Genomic DNA, 15000 nt, shown 5'->3' with positions numbered 1-15000 from the left:
CCAGGCGACAGCGGAGCGAGGTGTAGATGGATACGACCCTGACCCTGCAGGTTCTGGACGACAACCTCGCCCGCGCCCTGAAGGCCGCCGCGCAGGGCGCTGTGTTCATCGTCGATGAGAACGGCAAGCCCGCCTATGTCCTCTTGTCCTACCCGGCTTGGCAAGCACTCGCAGCACCACCTCGGTCCATCAGCGATCGGATCCGCCAGAAGGATGGCGATGGCGAAAGCGTCGAATTCGATCCAGAGCCGGCGAGAATACGCCTGAAGCCCGCAGAGCTTGACTGAGCAGACCGTCCGTTCACGTGCCCTTAGCCGATGTGCCATGCAAATGGTCGTCGAACCTATTGCATGGACACGACTGCGCCGTTTCTTCGCCCCAGCCGTCCTGTTTGGGTCCGCCATTCGTCTTCTAGGTAAAGGGCCAACGCAAGAGGCACCATGCGGCGGCACTCGGTCGGACGACCAGCGCGTCCTCTGTCGATGGCCGCTGCGGCCTGTTCATTGCCTGCTTAACAGCTGAATCATGCTACCCGGCCTTCCGCGATGAGAGCACGGTGGATCGCCTCCGCTTCGCGCTCGACGACACGGAACAGAGCTTGTGTGGCGGCATCCGGTCGGCGGCGACCTCATTTCATATTCGTCAATAGTTCTGGCCGGGATCCCCGCCATCTCCTCGAATGCCTTCCGCGATCCCACGCTCTCGCGGATCGAGCGAATTCGCGCGGGCGTAAGTTCGGTCGGGCTCAGCGGATTGATCGGCGTGAGCTGGTCCGCGAACCACAGGAGGGTCGCTCCGAGCAGCGGAGTGACGAGCAGCCGGGACCGGAAACGCCGAATGCCGCCCAACTGCGCGATGGCCGGCGCGGCGATGCCGATGTATCCGATCGCGCCGGCGGCGTCCCAGCCGGGACTGGTAAGCGAGCCGGCGTTCCAGACAAAGAGGCTGCGCCGCTGTTCATGGAAGAACTGCATCAGCCGATTTGGGGCGCGAAGTGTGCCATTTCAGAAGAACGTCTTATATGACAATGGGTTGCTATTACTTTTCTATAGTATGCAATTCTATTGCAAAGAATTGCATCAGGCCGAAAGCCTGTGCAGACGCAATGACTTCCGGGCGTTTGGGTTGATTCTGTGCCGCTCGCCGTCCGGGAGGTGGACTGAGAGCGAATGGGATGACAGAGGCGGCGCGGGGGCGCTGGAAGTGCCTCCACGTCGTGGAATGCGCGCGCGCAGTGACGGCTCCCTACGCCGTGTGAGAAATCGCGGTGACGGATGACGGTCGGGTGGGCACCGTTTTCACGGACCCAGTGGGACCAGCGACAACGATAACGCGGCCAACAACGCCCTTTTGGCAGGCTTAAGGCCCTATCGGAGCCATTTGGTCCCGAGAAGGAGAGTTACACGCATTGCCATACGGTAACGTAGGGGATGGGAATGACCTCTTTGCGGTGAAGGGTGCGCCCTTCCACACTCCTAAGGCGGAGCCGGTTGACCGCAGGACAATAGGGGATAGTGTGTTATCCCATAAATGGGATAACCGTCATGGAAGCTTTCGTCGCCGTTCGTTTGCAGCGCTTCCGGAACATGGCCGCCATTCGTGCCGCAGAAGCTCATGGCCGCCGCATGGACGAGACCAGCAAAAGGCGTGTCGACGCCGCCCGTACGCCTGGCAATCTGGCGGCAAGCCAGTACTGCGCCGAGGATCCGCTTGCCCTGGAGGCCGCGTTTAAGGCGTTCAAGCAGAGGACAGGGGCTGTCGAGGGGAAGAACGCGGCGATTATGGCTCACGTGATCGCAATCATATCACCAGAGGTGCTCGTGGAGGCTGGCGACCCTCGCGACCCTAACAATCCGCGGGTGCGCGCTCTCTTCGACCAGGCTCAGGCATGGGCAAAGGCTGAGTTCGGTCCGGAGGCATTGATCGCATCACGGCTGGATGTCGATGAAGCGGGCTCAGGGATCGTGGACCTGTACCTCTGTCCGACCGCCATGCAGGCGGGCGGGCGCGGGCGCCCTTTAAAACTGACCGTTTCCGTTAAGTCGGCCTTGGAAGGGCTCGCAGCCCGAGAAAAGGAGTTGCAGGGACGAGAAGGGATTCTCAAGTCTTTCGAAGCTCTTCAGGATTCATGGGGACGGTGGGCCTGTGCGTACATTGACCCGAGGTTGAAGAGGGGAAAGCCGAAGCGTGAGACCCAGCGGCAGCACGTGCACGCAGACATCTTTCGTGAACGGGCGGAGAGGCTGAGAAAGCGCGAAGCCGATCTGGACCTACAGGAAAGAGCCGAATCTGCCATGCTGTCGGCCTGTCAGAATGGCGAGATCATAAGCGCCGACAAGCAGCCCGGCGGTAAGGCCAAGCTGACGCTGCGCGCGGATTTGATCGGGACTCCCCGGCACCGGGAACTGGCGGAATTAAGTGTACATGTTCGGCCGGGGCTTCGTGGGCTGCTCGCCTCTATCATCGCGGAACGTGACAAGGCGGCCCAGGAACGGCGAAAAGCCATGGAGGCCGTGGAGATAGGGGTTGAGGCGTTATTGGCGGGGGAAATTACAGCAATAGAGAACGCCAGACCGGGTGAGTGGAAAATCCACTATAATCCAGAGATCCATAATTTGCGGAAGCGCTTTTTGTCGAGAATCCTCGAGCCATTCAAGACGATCGTGTGTTCTTTCCTGACGGCTTTCCGCCAATTGCTGACTCGCCACGATGTCGAAATCAAGAATTATGCCGAGTCGATCGAGAGACCAGGCTGGAGCGCTGACTATGGACCGGGAATGTGATCTTGGAGAAGCTGCGAAAGGATCAGGAGGTCAAGTCGGTAAGCACAACAATCTGGTCTGTTCATTACCGAGTCGCGTTCGTCCTTTTCAGGGAGGAGCTTACCTCCTCCATCCATTGACGCGGCAAAATCTGGGATCGGTGCCGCGGCGGATGAGCCGAGGGTAATGCGAGAGATAGGCGAGGAAGTCGAGCGGGCATCGATCGAAAATCACCTCGCGCTCACCAGTATGAGCGAGAACCAGCTTGCAGCTTTCCATGGGCTGATATTCGAGGTCGGTTGTCGTTGCCCCGTTGGCGAAAGGCATGTCTCCCAGCTCGAGAAGCCAATAGGGCTCCGGCACGCTCTCGGAGTCGCGATACATGGCTACGAAGTCGTCGATCAACGTCGTCTCTTGCCGGTGCCATGCGCACCGGTCACCGCAATGCGCATGGTGCCCTTGTTTCGAGGGTCGTCTACGACGCCGATTTGGTGCGAGCAAGAATAGTCGACCAGCCGGCCCTGTGGTCGACGGGAAGCGCGATTTTGAGTGTCGGCGGCTATTTGGAGCGTGCGAGAGATCGTTCAGGCGCGGAATTCCAGATGTTGAAGATACGGATAACCGATCGTTTGAGGTTGTCTCAGCAGGCGCAGTTGGCACCGGATCGCGGCTACGCGTTGAACTCCCTTCGAGCCTGCCATATATGTTGTCATGGAAATATGGATGTGGGTATGGCGGGAGGCTTTGATGGCGCAGGCTGAGAAAGCTCCAATCGAGGCTGGATCTTTGGTTCTGACCTATATGGATCGAGCCGGTCGGATCGCGGTGAATGAACTCGCGGATGGTTTCGGCATGTCCAAGTCTCAGCTTGCCGAAACGGCCGGTCTTGCCCGTGAGACGCTTTATCGCGTTGAGCGTAGCCGTGCTCAGAGAACGCAGGGCAGGCTCCGCGAAATGCTCGAAATCATCAGCCGGGTCTCGGATTGGGCCGGGGGCAAGGAGCAGGCCATGGCCTGGTATCGAGCTCAACCGCTGCCGGCGTTTGGGGGGCGGACTGCGGAGGCGCTCGTCAAGGATGGCAAGGCCGCAGCCGTTCGCGACTATCTCGACCATATGGCCGTCGGCGGATTTGCGTGAGGTTCGTTGGAACCTGCTACCGGGCGCATGATCCGCGATGGGCGTTCAAGCCCACGTCCGGGGATGGCGCGGCGATCAGGGGCGCCCGCTTCAATCCAAAGGGCATTCCAGCGCTTTATCTCGGTTTGAGCATCATGACGGCGGTCAAGGAGGCTAATCAGGGATTTGCGCACCGGATCGATCCTTGCGTGCTGTGCTCCTACGAAGTCGACTGCGAGGACATTGCCGATCTGACGACCGAAGAGGGGAGGGGAGAGCGCGCGATCGCGTTCGATGACATGGCTTGTGCATGGGCCTCGGCCCTTGCCGATGGCGATCGTCCAGCCTCGTGGTCGGTTTATGATCGGCTCAAAGCACGGGGCATTGCGGGCATATGCGTGCCGAGCTTCGCGCCCGGCGCCGAAGCAGACGATAACAATCTGGTGCTTTGGAGATGGGGTCCGGATCTACCGCACAAGGTAGCCGTCTTCGACCCCAGCGGTCGGCTTCCGAAGGATCAATTGTCTTGGCGTTGATTTGCCCTTCTCCGAAGCAGGGGGGCCCTCAAAGTCCGGCGGCCTTGGTGAGATTGACGCGGAATCTGTCGCGCCGGCGCTGATAGCGACGGGTCATCTCGGCAGAGGAGTGGCCGAGCTGCTTCTGGACGTGGCGCTCGTCGACTTCCGCCGAGGAGGCGAGACCGGCGCGCAGCGAGTGACCGGCGAATTTCTCTTCCCGCTCGCTCTCGGTGAGATCGCCGCGCACCCCGGCGGCGAGCGCCGTGCGCTTGACCAGCCGGGCAACCTCGCGGTCGTTGAGGCGGTCGACACCCACATCCTTGCCCCGGCCAGTCACGCGGCGAAACAGCGGGCCATGGGCAATCTTCGCCAGTTTGAGCCAGGTTTGCAGTGCGACCACCGGGCAGGTGACGTTCGCCGAGCCGCGGCCGATCTCGACCTCACGCCAGCCGGTTTTTCCGCGCAGCGTCACCACCATGCCCTTGTCGAGCACCTCGATCCAGCCGCGCCCGTCCTGCGTCTGCTCGCGCCCCACATCGAGCCCGACGATCTCCGAGCGGCGCAGGCCACCGGCGAAGCCGAGCAGCAGCATGGCGCGATCACGCAGGCCGCGCAGCGTGCCGCGCTCCAGCACCTCCAGCATGGCGATCAGGTCCTCGGGCAGCACCGCCTCCTTCTGACGGGGCGGGGCGGCATGGGTGTTGCGGATGCCGGCGAGCACGGTAGCGATGTGGCGGTCGCGGCGATCGAGCGGTGTGCCGCGCTGGGCGTAGTTCCAGGTCAGCGCCGAGAGCCGGCGCTCGATGGTGGACACGGAGTTCGCCTTGCCACCGGGAATCGCGGCGCCGGAGGCGCAGGCGGTGATATAGAGCCCGACGACCTGCAGGGAGGGGGGAAGAGGCTCCAGCCCCTGGCGCCGGCACCACGATGAAAAGTGTGCCCAGTCGCCGGCATAGGCGCGCCGCGTATTCGCCGAGCTCGACGCCTTGGCATAGTCGCGCGCCCGGCCGGCGAGACGATCGAGATGCGCGGGCAGCGAGGCACGTTCTTCCGGAAGCGGAGCGGGGAAGGCGGTGCCCTCGGCCGACGGCGCGGCATCAGAAACAACGACGGGATCGCCTGTGCCCTGAGGCGCCGTGGAGCGCTCCGCAGGGCAATTTTCGTCGGTTTGCGCGGTGTTTTCGATCATCTCCTCTATAAAGAGCAATACAACCGATAAGGGTGCGCGCTGCGCCCGCTTCCGCCTGACGGATCGCGCGAGAGGCCTGCACGCGACGATAACGGCGTGGTCGAGGTCAATCAGATCATTGATGGCGTAGACAAAGAAGGCATGGCCCTTCACAGCGGGGGCTAATGCGCCGCCGGAGCGGAGCGCGAGAGACAGCAGCTAAGTTAGTTGCGTCCCCAAAGCCGCCGCCATCACAGCGTGCCCCTAATTTGTGCTGCGGAGAATTCTGCACAATGACGATGCGGACCGACGCCGCTTTCTGTCGGCTATCTGATGCGTGAGGTCGGAAACGTCACCTTGATCGGCAACCTGCCATGTATCAGTTGGGCCAATGTGTCCTCTCACCCTGATAGGAAGCCATGCCCGCCCGAGAGACCGTCTGGATCGTCCTGAAAGACGGCTGCCGGCTGGCGGCCCGATTATGGTTGCCTGAAACTGCAGATCCCGTTCCCGCGATTCTCGAATACCTGCCCTATCGACGCCGCGACCGGCACCGCGGCGACGACGCGATCTTGCATCCGGGTCTAGCGGCCAAAGGCTATGCGGCGATCCGCGTCGATATGCGCGGCGCTGGCGATTCTGACGGCACGATGGACGACGAATACACGCCGCAGGAATGGGCCGACGCCAATGAAGTGATCGACTGGATTGCCCGGCAGCCCTGGTGCTCCGGCGTGGTCGGCATGATCGGGCTTTCGTGGAGCGCGTTCAATTCGCTGCAGATCGCCGCAACCCAGCCGCCGGCACTCAAGGCGATCGTGACCACCTGCGGTTCCGACGACCGGTTTGCCGACGACATGCACTATATGGGCGGGGCGCTGCTGAACGATAATCTGCAGTACGGCTCGACCCTGTTCACCTGGCTCGCGCCGCCGCCGGATCCCGAGATCGTCGGCGGGAACTGGCGCGACATGTGGCTCGGCCGCATGGAAGCGATCAGTGAACCGCCGGCGGCGCGTTGGATGCGCCACGCCAGCCGCGACGCCTACTGGCAGTCCGGTTCGGTTTGTGAGGATTATTCGCATATCGAGGTGCCCGTGCTCGCCGTCGGCGGTTGGGCAGACGGCTACACCAATGCCGTGCACCGCCTGCTGTCGAACCTGCCCGGTCCGCGCAAGGGCGTGATCGGCCCTGGCGCCCATGCCTATTCACATGTCGCGACGCCGGGACCCAACTTCGACTTCATCGGCCTTGCCGTGCGCTGGTTCGACCGCTGGCTAAAGGGGATCGACAACGGCATAGATGCCGAACCCATGCTCACCACCTGGATGCAGGAGCACGAGCCGCCGCAACCGCAATATGAAACCCGCAAGGGACGCTGGATCGCCGAGGCCGAATGGCCGAGCCCCCATGTGGCTTCTCGCCTGCTGCACCTCTCAGGTGCGGGTCTCGGCGAGGCGGCCACCCCCTTCGCCGTGACCGTGAAATCGCCGGCGACCGTCGGCCTCGCCTCGGGCGAATGGTGTCCCTATGGCTGGGGGCCGGACATGCCGCTCGACCAACGCGAGGACGATGCCGGCTCGGCCTGCTTCGACACGCTCCCGCTCGACGAGCCGATCGAGATCCTCGGCCGCCCCGAGGTCAAGCTGATGCTGACCGTCGACCAGCCGGAGGCGATCCTCGCCATCCGCCTGAACGCGGTTACCCCGGACGGCACCAGCACGCGCATCACCTACGGTCTGCTCAACCTCGCGCACCGTGATGGCTTTGCGGCGGGCGAGCCGCTCGTGCCGGGCGAGACCATCGAGGTGACGATCTCGCTAAAGGTGGTCGGCTATCGGGTTGCGCCCGGACAGAAGCTGCGTCTGGCCATCTCGACGCAGTATTGGCCGCTGACCATGCCGCTGCCGGTCGCCGCGACCGTCACGCTCAAGACCGGTTCGCTAAGTGTTCCGGTCCGCGCGGGCGACACGGTTGCCGCACCCGATCTTGGCGCCGCCTGGTCGCCGCCGCCGCTGGAGACGGAAGTCATCGAGGCGCCGGCGCGCGGCCGCTTGCGCATCGAACATGAGGTCGCGACCGGCCGCGCCACCGTGGAGGTCGTCCGAAATCTCGGTGCCGTCCGCATCGCCGAGACCGGGCTTGAACTGCGCGCACTGGGCAACGAGGTCTACACAACGCTGCGCAACGATCCAGCGAGCGCCTCTTCCACCGCATGGCGCAAGGCCGAGTTCATCCGCGGCGACTGGCAAGCCCGTATCGAGACGCGGAGCACGGTGACGGCCACATCCACCGGATGGCGTCTTCACGCACAGTACGGCGCCTATGACCGTGGCGAGCGGATTTTCGCGCGTGAGTGGACCATCGAGACGCCGCGCGCCGGCGCTCCCAGAGGCGACGATCGATGAGCCTCACGGATTTTCTTGCCACCCGCTGGGAGGACATTCTCGCCGTGTCCTGGTGGCACTTGCGGCTGTCGCTGATGGCGGTGGGCCTCGCGCTGGGCATCGGCCTGCCGCTCGGCGTGATCAGCCATCTGAACCGCGTGGCGGCGGCTTTGGTGCTCAACACGGTCAGCATGATCTACACCGTGCCAACACTGGCGCTTTTCGGCCTGATGATTCCGCTGCTCGGCCTGGGCGTTGTACCGGCGATCGCGGCTGTGGTGCTCTATTCGCTGCTGCCGGTGGTGCAGAACACCTATACCGGCCTCGCAAATGTCGACCCCCATCTACGCGAGGTTGCCGTCGGCATGGGCATGGGCCGGGTGACGCGACTGTTCCGGGTCGAACTGCCACTGGCGCTGCCGGTCATATTCGCGGGCCTGCGCGTTGCGGTGGTCAATGCGATCGGCATGGTCACGCTCGCCTCGCTCATCGCCGCCGGCGGCCTAGGCGATTTCATCTTCCGCGGCATCTCGATCATGTCGTGGAACCTGGTCATCGCCGGCTCGGCGCCGGTACTGATCATGGCGCTGGGCGCGGATTATCTGCTTAAGCTCGCCGAGCAGCGCCTCTCCCGCTCCCGGGAGGTGGCCACGCCATGAGCTTTGCGGAGTACATTGACGTCTTCGGCGACAACATCCTCTATTTGCTCGAACAGCACATCATCCTGTTTGCGATCTCGCTTGCCGCCGCCCTCGTGCTCGGCGTCACGCTGGGCACGCTGGTGCACCGCTTCAGAGGGCTGAGCACACTGATCGTGCCGGTCGTGAACGTGCTTCAGGCCTGCCCGGAGATCGTGCTGCTGGCGCTGGCGATCCCGTTTCTCGGCATCGGCATTTCCGGCGCGCTGATCCCCCTGTTCGTGAAGGGCGTACTGCCAATCCTGCGCAATACGGCAAGCGGCTTCGCCTCGATCGATCCGCGCATGCTGGAAGCCGCGCGCGGCATGGGCATGTCGCCGGCGCAGATCCTGGTGCGCGTCGAGGTGCCGGCGGTGCTGCCCATCGTCATTGCCGGGGTGCGTATCTCCGCGGTGATGCTGGTCTCGGTACTGACGCTTACCGCCTATATCGGCGTCGATAGCCTGGGCACGCTGATCCTGCAGGGCATCTCGCGCATGGACACGACGCCGCTGCTCATCGGCTCCGGCCTCACCGCGCTGCTCGCCGTCACCGTCAACTACCTGCTGTTCGGGCTGGAACGCCTTGCCAGCCGGCGCGTATCATAGGAGACGCGCCCATGGCGCTTCAGGTCGAGTTTCGCGATGTCACCAAGCAGTTCCCCGGCACTCCGCCTGCCGTGGACCGCCTGTCGCTGACCATCGAGGCCGGCAGCATCCTGGCTCTCGTGGGGCCGTCCGGCTGCGGCAAGACCACGACGATGAAGATGATCAACCGGCTCATCGAGCCGTCGAGCGGCGAGATCTTCCTCGGCGAAAAGCCGATCTCGCACATCCCGCTTAAAGAGCTGCGGCGGATGATCGGCTACGTCATCCAGTATGTCGGGCTGTTCCCGCATATGAGCGTGGGCGAGAACATCGCCGTCGTTCCTAAGCTGCTCGGCTGGAACAGGGCACGGATCGACGCCCGCATCGACGAGCTTCTGGCACTGGTCGGCCTGCCTCCCGAGCATCGCAACCGCTACCCGCGCAGCCTCTCCGGCGGCCAGCAGCAGCGTGTCGGCGTCGCCCGCGCGCTTGCGGCTGATCCGCCAGTTTTGCTGATGGACGAGCCGTTCGGCGCGCTCGACCCCATCACCCGCGTGCGCGTTCAGGACGAGCTTCTCGCGATCCAGAGCAAGGTGCGCAAGACGATCGTCATCGTCACCCACGACATGGACGAGGCGGTCAGGCTCGGTGACAAGGTGGCCGTGCTGCGTGCGGGCCGGCTGGTTCAGCACGCGGCGCCGGTGGATGTGCTGCGCCATCCAAAGGATACCTTCGTTTCCGAACTGATCGGCCACGATCGGCTGGTGAAGCTGCTGACGACGCTCACCGTCGGCTCCGCGACGAGCACTGAGGCCGCGCCGGCCGACGCACCGGTCATCGACAGCACCGCCACGCTGGAGGCGGCCTTCCTGCGCATGCTCGACACTGGGCGCGATGTGCTCGCCGTGGAAGGCGGCGGCGCGCTGCATATCCGCGATCTCCTGCGCGCCAGCACTGGCTGAGGATGCTGATGAGGGACCAAGCCGCCCCCTATGAGGTCGAGTGCCAGCGGAACATCTGGGTTCCGATGCCAGATGGCGTGCGCCTTGCCGCGCGGCTGTGGCTGCCGGTGGGTGCCGACGGCCCGGTGCCGGCGATTTTCGAATACATCCCCTATCGCAAGTCGGACGGCATGTCGGCGCGGGACGCGCTGGTGCATCCGTTCTTCGCCACCCATGGCTATGCCTGCCTGCGCATCGACATTCGCGGCTCCGGTGACTCCGAGGGGCTGCTCGCCGACGAGTACACCCCGCAGGAGCAGGCCGATGCGCTGATCGCCCTGGAATGGATCGCCGCCCAGCCGTGGTGCAATGGCCGCATCGGCATGATGGGCATCTCCTGGGGTGGCTTCAACGCACTGCAGATCGCCGCGCTGCGCCCGCCCCAGCTCGAGGCCATCATCACCGTCGGCTCGACCGATGACCGCTATGCCGACGACGTCCATTACATGGGCGGCTGCCCACTCAGCGCCAACCTCACCTGGTCGCAGACCTTCTTCGCCGACCTGTCGCGCCCACCGGACCCCGAAGTGGTGGGCGCGCGCTGGCGCGACATGTGGATGGAGCGGGTCGACAATGCCCAGCTTTTCATCGCCGAGTGGACCCGCCACCCGCTGCGCGACGCTTATTGGCAGCGCGGTTCGGTGTGCGAGGATTTTTCCCGCATCGAGGTGCCGGTGCTCGCGGTCGGCGGCTGGTCGGATTCCTACACCAATGCGGTGCCCCGGCTCGTCCGCGGTCTTCCCCGCGTCGCCAAGGGACTGATCGGGCCGTGGGGGCATGACTATCCCCACCTGGCCGTACCTGGCCCGCAAATCGACTTTCTCAGCGAGTGCCTGCGTTGGTGGGATCGCTGGCTGAAGCGCCGCGACAACTCGGTCGAAGCCGAACCGACGATGCGTCTCTGGCTGCAGGACGAACTGCCGGCGGATGCCGCCCACACTGAACGGCCCGGTCGTTGGGTCGGCTTCGATGCGTGGCCCTCGCCGGATGTCACGACCCAGGCGCTTTATCTCGGGGACGACACGCTTGGGATGGAGCCGCCGCAGGCCGGTGAACTCCGGCATCTGAGCCCGCTGGATTGCGGTTTCGGGGCCGGCGAATGGTGCGCATATGGCGTCGCTGCCGACCAGCCGACCGACCAGCGTGAGGACGATGCCCGCTCGCTGTGTTTCGACACCGCGCCGCTGGGCGAGGATCTGGCGTCGGTCGGCCAGCCGGTGCTGCATCTTGAATTTGCGGTCGACCGCCCGCGCGCCATGGTGGCGGTGCGGCTGAACGATCTCGCACCGGACGGCTCCTCGGCGCGGGTGAGCTACGGGCTGTTCAACCTCAACCATATCGAGGGCCATGAACGTGCCGTTGCGCTGGAGCCCGGCCGGCGCTACGCGATCGATATCCCGCTCTGCGATATCGCCCATCGCTTCAAGGCCGGCCACCGCATCCGCGTCGCCGTCTCGACCTCCTACTGGCCGACCGCATGGCCGGCGCCCGAGGCGGCCACGCTCAGCCTGTTCACCGGCGCGGCCCGGCTCGATCTCCCGGTCTGGCAGCCGGGCCCCGGCTCGCGCTTCTTGCCCGAGATGAACCCGCCGCACGCACCGCCGCCAGAGCCGCGCTCCACGCTGCGCGCGGGTAGCTTCCGTCGGGAACTGTCGAGCGATCTTGTCTCCTGCCTGCGCCGCACGCATGTGCGCCTCGACTATGGCGACGAACGCATCGAGCCGAGCGGCATGGTGCTCGGCCGGATCAATGACGAGACCTATGACGTCATCGCCGGCGTCCCCCTCTCCGCCCGCATCGAGACCGGCTGGGTCATGATCATGTCGCGCGGCGACTGGTCGATCCGCACCCAGAGCGTCGCCCAGATGACGCACGACATTGACGGTTTCCGCATCACGGCGGGGCTCGACCTCTTCGAGGGCGAAAATCGCGTCAAGACCAGAAAATGGGACATCAAGATTCCCAGAGAAAGCCTTCTCCCCCAGGACACGATCAACAACGTCAAACATCCAGAGGACTGAAAACCATGATTTCGCGTTTCACCCGCCGCGCCATTTGCGCCGCTGCTGCGGCCGCGTTCGCCTTTACCGCCGTGTCCCTGCCGAAGGCGCAGGCCGCGGACGCCATCAAGATCGGTTGGCCGAACATCACCGAGCAGGCCATGCTCGGCATCATGGCGGCGCTGGTCATTGAGAAGAAGCTCGGCCTGCCCGTTGAGCGCTTCCCGAACCTCGGCGGCACCGGCATCGCCCAGCAGGCTATAATCTCCGGCGCCATCGATGTGCTGCCGGACTACACCGGCGACGCACTCGCCAACGTGCTGAAGCTCGATCCGATCACCGACCCGAAAAAGGCCTATGAAGTCGTCCGCGACGGCTACAAGGACAAGTACAAGATCACCTGGCTGGCGCCCACCAGCTTCAATAACACCTATGCGCTGGCACTGAAGGCGGACAAGGCCAAGGAACTGAAGATCAAGACCATCTCCGACCTTGCCGCGCAGGCGCCGAAGTGGACGCTCGGTTCGTCGGTCGAATTCGCCGCGCGTCCGCTCGACGGCTATCCCGGCATGAGCAAGCACTACGGGTTCAAGTTCGGTTCGATCAAGCCGATGGAAATCGGCCTCATGTACACCGCCGTCGATAGCGGCTCGGTCGACGTCATCGTTGCCTTCGCCACCGATGCGCGCATCGGCAAGGTCGGCCTCGCTGTGCTCGACGACGACAAGCTGTTCTTCCCGGCCTACAACGCCGCCATCACCGTCCGCGATGACGTGCTCGCCAAGCATCCGGAGATTGGCCCGGCGATCGAGGCCGTCACCAACTCGCTCGACACCGAAACCCAGATCAAGCTGAACGGACAGGCGGACATTGACGGCCTCGACATCGAGAAGGTCGCCGAGATCTACCTGAAGGAGAAGGGCTTCATTCCCAAGTGAGGTCCCCGCTTTAGCGCATATCTTTCATTGGGCCGGGATCGAGAGGTCCCGGCCTTATGCGTTGAGAGACGACCATGAAAAACAGCCTTCATATCGCGGTCGCCCAGACCGCCACGCCGCCGGAGACCCATGACGAGGCAATTGTCATGGTGCAGCGAGCCCTCGGCGCTGCGCCGGAAGCCCAGCTCATCGTGCTGCCGGAGCTCGCTCTGTGCGGCTATGGGGAGGCCGAGCGCGTGCAGCGCCTCGCTGTGGAGAAGGATTCCGCGTTCATCCGGCAGGTGGCCGAGCTTGCCCGGTGCTCGGGAACGGGCCTGATCACCGGCTACGCCGAGCAGGCGGGGCACATGCGCTACAATTCCGCCATCGCCATCGGGCCCGATGGCAAGGTGCGCGGCAATTATCGCAAGGTGAACCTCTGGGGGCCTTACGAGAAAAGCCTGTTTGCGCCCGGCACACCCTCGCCGGTCATGGAGTGGGATGGCCTAAAGCTTGGCCTGCTGATCTGCTACGATCTGGAGTTCGCCGAGGCCGCCCGCGATCTCGTGCTGCGGGGCGCGGATACGCTCATTGTCATCAGCGCCACCAGCCGCCCCTATAGCATGGTGCCGGATGTGCTAGTGCCGGCACGCGGCTATGAGAATGGCTGCCACGTCGTCTACGCCAATGTCGTCGGCCGTGATGCCGCGTTCAATTTCATCGGCATGAGTCGCATCACCGCGCCGGACGGATCGATTCTGGCGAGAGCGGACGATCAGGGCGCCGCGATCATTTCGGCCGAGGTAAAGCGCGCCACTGTCGACGCCTGGCGGGCGGGTCACGATTATCTGGCCGACCGCCGGTCGGATATCTACCGGCTGAGCTGAGGCGAGCCTGCCAACAACTGAAAAAGGGCCGGGCTGAGCCCGGCTCTTATGTTTTTGGCTCCCCTCTTTGTGCGTGAGACAGATCTCAGATCAGGCCCTGCTGCTTCAGGAAGCTGGCGGCCGCTTCTTCTACCGTCTTCTTATCGACGTCGATCGAGGCGTTGAGCTTCGCCATGGTGGCGTCGTCGAGCTTGGCGGACAGGCCGTTCAGGATCTCGGCGAGCTGCGGGTTGGCATCAAGCACCTGCTTGCGGATGACCGGGGTCATCGCATAGGTCGGGAAATAGCCCTTGTCGTCCTTCAGCACCACGAAGTCGAAGGCCGGGATACGCCCGTCGGTGGCGAAGACCAGACCGACATCGACCTGACCATCCTTCAGAGCCTGATAGACGATGCCCGTATCCATGCGCTTCACCGAGTCACGGCCGAAGCTGAAGCCATAGCTGTCCTCCAGTGGCTTCAGGCCGTCCGGGCGAGCGTAGAACTCGGCGTTGGAGCCGAAGGTAAGCTTGTCGCCGCCCTTGATCTTGGCCGACAGGTCGGAGATCGAGACGATATCCTTGGCCTTGGCATCCGCGGCGCGCATCGCGAAGGCATAGGTGTTGTTGGCCTTCGACGGATCGAGCCAGACGAGCCCCTTGGCGGCGTCGAGTTCCTTCACCTTGGCATAGGTGCCGGCGGCGTCGAGCTTGTCGGTAATCTTGTTGAAGGTGATTAGCGAAGTACCGGTGTATTCCCAGTACACGTCGATCTGGCCATTCTCCTGGGCCTGGCGCAGTGGCGCGGTGCCGAGGCCCGCGCGCTTGTCCACTTCGAAGCCCTTGGCCTTGAGCAGTTGGGCAGTCATCTCCGCCATGAGCTGCTGCTCGGTGTAGTTCTTGCCGCCGACCACGATGGTCGCGGCGCTCGCCGCGCCGGCCGCTCCAAGAAGAAAGGCGGCTACGGCGGCCCGTTTCAGGAAACGCATGGACATGGTCTTC

The 15000-nt window shown here is 64.0% G+C and carries 15 protein-coding genes and 1 pseudogene; 11 read left to right on the top strand and 5 right to left on the bottom strand.

The features are described from left to right. The first annotated feature begins 26 nt into the window (after positions 1-26). Positions 27-287: a type II toxin-antitoxin system Phd/YefM family antitoxin gene (locus K9D25_RS22990; protein WP_244451142.1), complete on the top strand. Its 261-nt coding sequence runs from the start codon at positions 27-29 to the stop codon at positions 285-287. A gap of 213 nt (positions 288-500) precedes the next feature. On the opposite strand, the gene K9D25_RS22985 is transcribed toward K9D25_RS22990, so the two are convergent. Continuing rightward, entirely contained in the window at positions 501-974 is a 474-nt protein-coding gene (locus K9D25_RS22985) for a hypothetical protein (protein WP_244451141.1), read from the bottom strand. 570 nt (positions 975-1544) lie between these two features. Between K9D25_RS22985 and K9D25_RS22980 the strand changes: the two genes are divergently transcribed. Next, positions 1545-2783, top strand: a complete 1239-nt coding sequence (locus K9D25_RS22980) for a plasmid recombination protein (protein WP_244451140.1) — start codon at positions 1545-1547, stop codon at positions 2781-2783. A gap of 99 nt (positions 2784-2882) precedes the next feature. Here the strand turns inward: K9D25_RS22980 and K9D25_RS22975 are convergent, their stop codons facing one another. After that, the gene (locus tag K9D25_RS22975) at positions 2883-3167 is read right to left on the bottom strand and encodes a hypothetical protein (protein ID WP_244451139.1); all 285 of its coding nucleotides are present in this window, start codon (positions 3165-3167) and stop codon (positions 2883-2885) included. A gap of 342 nt (positions 3168-3509) precedes the next feature. Here K9D25_RS22975 and K9D25_RS22970 point away from each other — a divergent pair, with 342 nt between their 5' ends. Continuing rightward, a complete protein-coding gene (locus K9D25_RS22970; RefSeq protein WP_244451138.1) occupies positions 3510-3899 on the top strand; it encodes an MbcA/ParS/Xre antitoxin family protein in 390 nt (129 codons plus the stop codon). Continuing rightward, positions 3896-4414: an RES family NAD+ phosphorylase gene (locus K9D25_RS22965; RefSeq protein WP_244451137.1), complete on the top strand. Its 519-nt coding sequence runs from the start codon at positions 3896-3898 to the stop codon at positions 4412-4414. The genes K9D25_RS22970 and K9D25_RS22965 overlap by 4 nt, the downstream gene beginning before the upstream one ends. 28 nt (positions 4415-4442) lie before the next feature. On the opposite strand, the gene K9D25_RS22960 is transcribed toward K9D25_RS22965, so the two are convergent. Continuing rightward, positions 4443-5585: a site-specific integrase gene (locus tag K9D25_RS22960; protein WP_244451136.1), complete on the bottom strand. Its 1143-nt coding sequence runs from the start codon at positions 5583-5585 to the stop codon at positions 4443-4445. A gap of 25 nt (positions 5586-5610) precedes the next feature. Then, positions 5611-5776, bottom strand: a pseudogene (locus K9D25_RS22955) (IS5/IS1182 family transposase); the annotation flags it as partial. Positions 5777-5983: 207 nt separating this feature from the next. Here K9D25_RS22955 and K9D25_RS22950 point away from each other — a divergent pair. The 7 genes from K9D25_RS22950 (at position 5984) to K9D25_RS22920 (ending at position 14020) form a co-directional block, all read left to right on the top strand. After that, a complete protein-coding gene (locus tag K9D25_RS22950; protein ID WP_244451135.1) occupies positions 5984-7972 on the top strand; it encodes a CocE/NonD family hydrolase in 1989 nt (662 codons plus the stop codon). Continuing rightward, complete coding sequence (locus K9D25_RS22945; protein ID WP_244451134.1) at positions 7969-8610, top strand: ABC transporter permease; 642 nt, start codon at positions 7969-7971, stop codon at positions 8608-8610. The genes K9D25_RS22950 and K9D25_RS22945 overlap by 4 nt, the downstream gene beginning before the upstream one ends. Then, the gene (locus K9D25_RS22940; RefSeq protein ID WP_244451133.1) at positions 8607-9236 is read left to right on the top strand and encodes an ABC transporter permease; all 630 of its coding nucleotides are present in this window, start codon (positions 8607-8609) and stop codon (positions 9234-9236) included. Before K9D25_RS22945 ends, K9D25_RS22940 begins: the two co-directional genes overlap by 4 nt. Positions 9237-9247: 11 nt before the next feature. Beyond that, on the top strand, positions 9248-10177 hold the full coding sequence (locus K9D25_RS22935; protein WP_244451132.1) for an ABC transporter ATP-binding protein: 930 nt from the start codon (positions 9248-9250) through the stop codon (positions 10175-10177). A gap of 8 nt (positions 10178-10185) precedes the next feature. After that, positions 10186-12237, top strand: coding sequence for a CocE/NonD family hydrolase (locus tag K9D25_RS22930; RefSeq protein WP_244451131.1), 2052 nt, complete (start codon positions 10186-10188; stop codon positions 12235-12237). A 5-nt stretch (positions 12238-12242) separates the two neighbouring features. Next, the gene (locus K9D25_RS22925) at positions 12243-13154 is read left to right on the top strand and encodes a glycine betaine ABC transporter substrate-binding protein (RefSeq protein ID WP_244451130.1); all 912 of its coding nucleotides are present in this window, start codon (positions 12243-12245) and stop codon (positions 13152-13154) included. A 74-nt stretch (positions 13155-13228) separates the two neighbouring features. Beyond that, positions 13229-14020, top strand: a complete 792-nt coding sequence (locus K9D25_RS22920) for a carbon-nitrogen hydrolase family protein (RefSeq protein ID WP_244451129.1) — start codon at positions 13229-13231, stop codon at positions 14018-14020. A gap of 85 nt (positions 14021-14105) precedes the next feature. Here K9D25_RS22920 and K9D25_RS22915 read toward each other — a convergent pair whose 3' ends face one another. Continuing rightward, entirely contained in the window at positions 14106-14993 is an 888-nt protein-coding gene (locus K9D25_RS22915) for a glycine betaine ABC transporter substrate-binding protein (RefSeq protein WP_432207969.1), read from the bottom strand. Between the last annotated feature and the right edge of the window lie 7 nt (positions 14994-15000).

The sequence above is a fragment of the Ancylobacter polymorphus genome (assembly GCF_022836935.1).
Lineage (GTDB): Bacteria > Pseudomonadota > Alphaproteobacteria > Rhizobiales > Xanthobacteraceae > Ancylobacter > Ancylobacter polymorphus_A.
This window is presented reverse-complemented; position numbering and strand designations above follow the sequence as displayed.

Excerpts from the sequence above, each read along its gene's own strand:
- K9D25_RS22915 (WP_432207969.1), bottom strand. The coding sequence starts at position 14,993 with ATGTCCATGCGTTTCCTGAAACGGGCCGCCGTAGCCGCCTTTCTTCTT.
- K9D25_RS22990 (WP_244451142.1), top strand. The coding sequence starts at position 27 with ATGGATACGACCCTGACCCTGCAGGTTCTGGACGACAACCTCGCCCGC.
- K9D25_RS22935 (WP_244451132.1), top strand. The coding sequence starts at position 9,248 with ATGGCGCTTCAGGTCGAGTTTCGCGATGTCACCAAGCAGTTCCCCGGC.
- K9D25_RS22945 (WP_244451134.1), top strand. The coding sequence starts at position 7,969 with ATGAGCCTCACGGATTTTCTTGCCACCCGCTGGGAGGACATTCTCGCC.
- K9D25_RS22985 (WP_244451141.1), bottom strand. The coding sequence starts at position 974 with ATGCAGTTCTTCCATGAACAGCGGCGCAGCCTCTTTGTCTGGAACGCC.
- K9D25_RS22925 (WP_244451130.1), top strand. The coding sequence starts at position 12,243 with ATGATTTCGCGTTTCACCCGCCGCGCCATTTGCGCCGCTGCTGCGGCC.
- K9D25_RS22930 (WP_244451131.1), top strand. The coding sequence starts at position 10,186 with ATGAGGGACCAAGCCGCCCCCTATGAGGTCGAGTGCCAGCGGAACATC.
- K9D25_RS22970 (WP_244451138.1), top strand. The coding sequence starts at position 3,510 with ATGGCGCAGGCTGAGAAAGCTCCAATCGAGGCTGGATCTTTGGTTCTG.
- K9D25_RS22950 (WP_244451135.1), top strand. The coding sequence starts at position 5,984 with ATGCCCGCCCGAGAGACCGTCTGGATCGTCCTGAAAGACGGCTGCCGG.
- K9D25_RS22980 (WP_244451140.1), top strand. The coding sequence starts at position 1,545 with ATGGAAGCTTTCGTCGCCGTTCGTTTGCAGCGCTTCCGGAACATGGCC.
- K9D25_RS22920 (WP_244451129.1), top strand. The coding sequence starts at position 13,229 with ATGAAAAACAGCCTTCATATCGCGGTCGCCCAGACCGCCACGCCGCCG.
- K9D25_RS22960 (WP_244451136.1), bottom strand. The coding sequence starts at position 5,585 with ATGATCGAAAACACCGCGCAAACCGACGAAAATTGCCCTGCGGAGCGC.
- K9D25_RS22940 (WP_244451133.1), top strand. The coding sequence starts at position 8,607 with ATGAGCTTTGCGGAGTACATTGACGTCTTCGGCGACAACATCCTCTAT.